4 protein-coding genes and 1 rRNA gene are annotated in these 6,188 nt (G+C 61.9%); 3 read left to right on the plus strand and 2 right to left on the minus strand.

The annotated features are described in order from the left end of the window. Positions 1–13: 13 nt before the first annotated feature. Positions 14–790, plus strand: coding sequence for a hypothetical protein (locus BANT918_RS14670; protein ID WP_145996994.1), 777 nt, complete (start codon positions 14–16; stop codon positions 788–790). A 37-nt stretch (positions 791–827) separates the two neighbouring features. Here BANT918_RS14670 and purL read toward each other — a convergent pair whose 3' ends face one another. Continuing rightward, positions 828–3,194, minus strand: a complete 2,367-nt coding sequence (purL, locus tag BANT918_RS14675; protein WP_101620956.1) for a phosphoribosylformylglycinamidine synthase subunit PurL — start codon at positions 3,192–3,194, stop codon at positions 828–830. Between the two features lie 139 nt (positions 3,195–3,333). Between purL and BANT918_RS14680 the strand changes: the two genes are divergently transcribed. Beyond that, positions 3,334–4,245: a rhodanese-related sulfurtransferase gene (locus tag BANT918_RS14680; RefSeq protein ID WP_101620957.1), complete on the plus strand. Its 912-nt coding sequence runs from the start codon at positions 3,334–3,336 to the stop codon at positions 4,243–4,245. A gap of 59 nt (positions 4,246–4,304) precedes the next feature. On the opposite strand, the gene BANT918_RS14685 is transcribed toward BANT918_RS14680, so the two are convergent. Beyond that, on the minus strand, positions 4,305–5,324 hold the full coding sequence (locus BANT918_RS14685) for an epimerase (RefSeq protein ID WP_101620958.1): 1,020 nt from the start codon (positions 5,322–5,324) through the stop codon (positions 4,305–4,307). 535 nt (positions 5,325–5,859) lie between these two features. Between BANT918_RS14685 and BANT918_RS14690 the strand changes: the two genes are divergently transcribed. Further along, positions 5,860–6,188 (plus strand): 16S ribosomal RNA (locus BANT918_RS14690); the annotation flags it as partial.

Raw genomic sequence — 6,188 nt, forward strand, 5'->3', positions numbered from 1 at the left:
CTACAGTGATGATATGAGTCAGCAGGCTGGGCCAGGAGGTGCCCCGTACTCGCCGAACTGGTCCGGCGAATCGTCTGCGTGGGCGCCTCCGGTCTCTGTGCCGACACCGGTTGGACCCGGGTGGAGGGCTGGACCCGGGTGGACGGCGCGAATCCTGTTCTGGTCCGCTCTGGCCATCGGCTCCCTGCCGGAACTGGTGATTATGCCGATGCTGATCGACGGGGTGTCACCCGAACTCTTCACCCTGTATCCAGTCATGAGGGTCGTGGTTGCGTTCCTCGAACTCATCCTCGGCATCGTCGCGCTGCTCATCGTGAAAGCCAGTCCGATGCCGATGCGACTGTTCGGGATGGGACTGTTCCTCTGCATCAGCATCTACGCATTCGCCCTGCCGCACCTGATGCCGGTCATCGTGAATCGTGTTATCGGCAGCGTCGGCAGCTATGACCTGGCCATAACCATCCAGAGCATCATCTGGACCTTCCACGGCGGCCTCGTGCTGGCCGGAGTGCTCATAGCCTGGAACCTCGCGTGCAACAGAGCCGGGTGGACCCACCTGGTCGCCGCCGGCTATGCGATGCTCACAGGACTCGTCGTGGCCTTCGTCGAATGGGCAATGAACTCGCTCGGTTCCTCATTCACAACGTCACTGGTCCTCACACAGCTTGTATTGCTGACAGTGACCTTCGGCGGCCTTGGCCTTCTGCACCTGCTCGGCAGACTATCGAGTGTGGGCCACCAACGCCGAAGGGGCCGCCGGCCTTCGAACGAGCCGTGGACAACCGGCTGATCCGAGGGCTGGTGGCCCCTTCGTTGCTGTGAAACGCTCAGCCGAAGTGCTTCGGCAGCGTCCCCTCATGGGTTTCGCGCAGCTCGTCCAGACCGATCGTGAAGTGATCGACGACCTCGAGGACCGGAGCCTCATCGCCGGTGTCGGTCATGCCGATGCGGATGAACGGGAAGTGCCTGGCGGTGCACATGTCCTTGAATCGGACCTCTTCGGACCTGGGCACAGCCACGATCGCGCGGGCCGTGGATTCGGAGAACAGCGCGGTGAACACATCGATGTCGTCGCGTTCGCAGACCTCGTCGAGCCAGATGCGGGCACCGGTGCCAAACCGCAGGCAGGATTCGATCAGTGCCTGGGACAGACCGCCCTCGGACAGATCGTGCGCGGCATCGATCATGCCGTCTCGCGAGGAGTTGATGAGGATCTCACCCAGTTCCTTCTCCGTGCCCGGCTTGTACTGCGGTGGCACCCCGCCGAGGTGGCCGGCAGTCACGTCGGCCCACGCCGAACCGTCGAGTTCGGCTTCGGTCGTGCCGAGCAGGTAGATGGTCTGGCCCGGTTCCTTCCAGCCGCTCGGAGTGGCCCTGGTGACGTCATCGAAGACACCGAGGACACCGACGACCGGGGTCGGATGGATGGCCACGCCACCGGTCTGGTTGTACAGGGAGACGTTGCCACCGGTCACGGGAATGCCCATGTCCTGGCACGCCTCGGCGAGGCCTTCGACGGCGGCTGCGAACTGCCACATGATCTCCGGGTCCTCGGGGGAGCCGAAGTTGAGGCAGTCGGTGACTGCGCGGGGGATGGCCCCGGCAGTCGTGACGTTGCGGTAGGCCTCGGCCAGCGCCAGTTGTGCGCCACGGGCCGGATCGAGGTAGCAGTAGCGACCATTGGCGTCGGTGGCGATGGCGACGCCGAGCCCGGACTCCTCGTCGACGCGGATGACTCCGGCATCGTCGGGGAACGCCTGGGCGGTGTTGCCCTGCACATACTTGTCGTACTGCGAGGTGATCCAGTCCTTCGAGGCCAGATTCGGTGCACCGGCGAGCTGCAGCATGGTTGCACGCAGCGCCTCGTTGCCCTCGGGCTTGACCAAGCCAGCGGCTTCCACGGTATTCGCGGCCACCTCGGCGGTCCAGGAGGGTTCGGTCATCGGACGTTCGTAGACGGGGCCGTCGTGGGCGACCGAGCGAGGCGGCACGTCGACGATGACGTCGCCGTGCCATTCGATGATGAGGCGTTCGGAGTCGGTGACCTCGCCGAGCACGGAGGTCTCGACGTCCCATTTGCCCACAATCGCCAGGAAGTCATCCAGGCGTTCAGGCGTGACGACGGCCATCATCCGCTCCTGCGACTCCGACATGAGGATCTCCTCAGGGGTCAGGGTCTCATCGCGCAGCAGCACGTCGTCGAGGGCGATGTGCATGCCACCGTCACCGTTCGAGGCCAGCTCCGAGGTGGCGCAGCTGATGCCGGCGGCCCCCAGATCCTGGATGCCTTCGACAACGCCTGCGTGGAAGAGTTCAAGACAGCATTCGATGAGCACCTTCTCTGCGAAGGGGTCGCCCACCTGGACGGCGGGACGCTTCGAAGGATTCGTGTCGTCGAAGGACTCCGAAGCCAGGATCGAGGCTCCGCCGATGCCGTCGCCACCGGTGCGGGCACCGAAGAGGATGACCTTGTTGCCCTTACCTGAAGCATTGGCCAGGCGGATGTCTTCGTGGCGCATGACGCCGATTGCCAGGGCGTTGACCAGCGGGTTTCCCTGGTAGACGGAGTCGAAGACGGTCTCGCCGCCGATGTTGGGCAGGCCGAGGGAGTTGCCGTAGTTGCTGATTCCGGAGACGACTCCGTGGAGCACGCGTGAGGTGTCGGGGTGGTCGATGGCACCGAAGCGCAGCTGGTCCATCACGGCCACGGGACGGGCGCCCATCGAGATGATGTCGCGCACGATTCCGCCGACACCGGTGGCCGCACCCTGGTGGGGTTCGACGTAGCTGGGGTGGTTGTGGGACTCGACCTTGAAGGTCACAGCCCATCCATCACCGATGTCGACGACGCCGGCGTTCTCACCGATGCCCACGAGCAGGTGCTTCTTCATGTCTTCGGTGACCTTGTCACCGAACTTCGACAGGTGCACCTTCGATGACTTGTATGAGCAGTGCTCGGACCACATGACCGAATACATCGCCAACTCCGCCGAGGTGGGGCGACGTCCCAGGATCTCGCGGATCTGCGCGTATTCGTCGGCTTTGAGACCGAGATCGGCATAGGGCTGATCCACATCGGGATTCGCAGCAGCGAATTCGACGGTCTCCTTGACCTTCTTGGAATTGGCCTGGTCAGTTTCGACCTGCTGGGAATCGACCTGCGTGGAATTCGCAGCGTTGAGGTTACTCGACATGTCCTCTTAATGGCCCTTTCATACGACACGGCATCACCGTCAATCTTAGCCGTGCTGTGGGGGAGGAGAGGAAGCCGGTCTCATCGGCGGACCCCACCGCCGGGTTGGGCGGACACAATCGCCAATTAGAATATGGGCCATGGCAACTCCCAAGATCGTCTTGTTCTACGTATTCACCCCCTTGGCAGATCCCGAGGCGGTCAAACTGTGGCAGCACACGTTGGCCGACAGCCTCGGGCTCACGGGGCGCGTGATCGTGTCGAAGGACGGCATCAACGCCACCATCGGCGGTGACATCTTCGACGTCAAACAGTATGTGCGGGCGACGCGATCCTATGAGCCATTCAGGAAGGCCGACATCAAATGGTCAAATGGCGAAGGTGACGACTTCCCACGGCTCAGCGTCAAGGTCCGACCCGAGCTCGTGACCTTCGGCACCGATGATGAGATCACGGTGACCGAGACCGGAGTCGCAGGCGGCGGTGAGCACCTCAAACCCGGAGCCCTGCACAAACTCCTCGACGAACGAGGCGATGACGTCGTCTTCTTCGACGGACGCAATGCGATGGAGGCCCAGATCGGAAAGTTCCGCGATGCGATCGTGCCCGAAACGGACACCACCAAGGACTTCCTCGCCGAGATCGAATCGGGCAAGTACGACGATCTCAAGGGCAAGCCGGTCGTGACCTACTGCACCGGCGGCATCCGCTGCGAGGTCCTGTCCGTGCTGATGAAGAACCGTGGCTTCGAAGAGGTCTACCAGCTCGACGGCGGAATCGTCCGCTATGGCGAGACCTTCGGCAACACCGGGTACTGGGATGGTTCCCTCTATGTCTTCGACAAACGCATGCACGTGGAGTTCGGCGATGGAGCCGAATCGATCGGTCACTGCGTCGCGTGTGAGAAGGCGACCCCGAACTTCGTCAACTGCGCCAACCTGGACTGCCGACTGCAGTATCTGCGCTGTGAGGACTGCACGGAGAAGAATCGTCAGCCCTACTGCCCCGATTGTGTGCAGGCAGGGATCCCCGCCGAGGCGGCCGCCGGCTGACCTGTCTTCTCAGCTGGGCCGTCCGGTCGGTCGGGCAGGGAATCCGGTTGCTCGGGTCGTCAGCGCAGGAGACTCTTCGTCGCCGCCCTGATATCTGTCCACCTGAACTCGAATCCTGCTTGTTCCAGACGCTCGGGCAGCACCCACCTGCTCTTGAGCACCAGCTCCGACTCCTGCCGGAGGACGAACATCCCGATCTCCAGCAGCCAACGTGGTGCCGGAATACCGATCGGCATCCGTACGCCACGTCGCAGGGCCGCCATCAGTCTGGTGTTGTCCGAGACGCCGGGGCTCGAGACGTTGATGGGTCCGGTCATCTCCTCATGTGCATCGATGAATCCGATTGCACGCACAACATCGTCGATATGGACCCAGCTGAACCGCTGCTTCCCATGACTGAGGCGATGCCCGTGCCAGACACGGGGGCCTGAAGCATCGGGCCCGATTCCGCGGTAACGAGTGTGGCCGAACCACCGCCCCTCCAGCTGAGAACCGCCGGCCCCGAACCTGGCGGCGGTCGCGAGCATGTTCAGTGCGGCACCGTCCCCGAGCACGATCGCCAAACGCATCGCCACTCGCCTGGTCGTGGGCAGATCGCCACGGAAGAACTCCCGTTCCCAGCCCTTGGCCACATCAACGGAGAAGCCATCGCCGAGGTCTCCATCGTCCTCGGTCTGCGGCCGGTCCATGGCATGGCGGTAGATGGTCGCCGTGCTCGAGTTGATCCACAAACGCGGAGGCGCCGAGGCGGCCCTGACCGCATCGTTCAATGTCCGAGTCGTCGTGACTCGGGAGTCCCAGACGTCCTGCCGGTTGCGATCGTTGTATCGGCACCCCACGCTGCGGCCAGCGAGGTTGATGAGCAGATCGGCGCCATCGACTACGGCAGCGATCCCTTCGAGATCGTCCCAGGAGACATGTGAGCCCGAGGAGGAGGCTCGGCCGATGGTGCGCACCCGGTAACCCCACGACTGGAGAGGAGCGAGGAGTGATCCGCCGATGAAACCGGAGGCTCCGGCGATGACAGCCATCGGCGACGAGTCGTCGTCGGGCTGAGGAGACCAATTTTCTGCAGTCATGAAGCGACGGTAACACCTGCAAAACCGCGCACTGGCGGGGATCTGCATACTCCCAACTCACTCAGTCGCGCCAGGTGTGGTGGGCGTCACCGTGCGAGATCGGATTTCGAGTTGCGTGGCAGTCCTGGCCTGGTCTAGAGTTGTATCTCGTTGCCCCGGACGAAAACGAGTTCTTCTCGAACAGTTTTCACCGGGTGTGACCAGCACAAACACAGTTTGGTTGGGTCACACGAGGATGCGGGTAGCGACAACATAATTGAAACTGACACCCCTGGTGAACACGGCCATTTATGGTTTGTGGTGACGGGTGAGTGTGTGTGGTTTGAGAATCCAATAGCGTATTTGTTTGAACAGATAGTGATGCCAGAAACATTTTTTCTGGTAAGACAATCACATGTCCAGGCACCAGTGTTCGTTCCCCTCGCCGGGAATGGGCACTTTGTTGTGTGTGGGTATGAAATTTTTAGGTCAACTGCGATCACCCCGTGATCGTTGATTGACTGTCTTGCCGGGGTTATTAACGCAACATAATTTTTTTATGGAGAGTTTGATCCTGGCTCAGGACGAACGCTGGCTGCGTGCTTAACACATGCAAGTCGAACGCTGAAGCCCCAGCTTGCTGGGGTGGATGAGTGGCGAACGGGTGAGTAACACGTGAGTAACCTGCCCCCGACTTCGGGATAAGCCCGGGAAACTGGGTCTAATACCGAATATGACTCCAACTCGCATGAGTTGGAGTGGAAAGTTTTTTCGGTTGGGGATGGGCTCGCGGCCTATCAGTTTGTTGGTGAGGTAATGGCTCACCAAGACGACGACGGGTAGCCGGCCTGAGAGGGCGACCGGCCACACTGGGACTGAGACACG

Source organism: Brevibacterium antiquum CNRZ 918 (assembly GCF_900169145.1).
Taxonomy (GTDB): Bacteria; Actinomycetota; Actinomycetes; order Actinomycetales; family Brevibacteriaceae; genus Brevibacterium; species Brevibacterium koreense.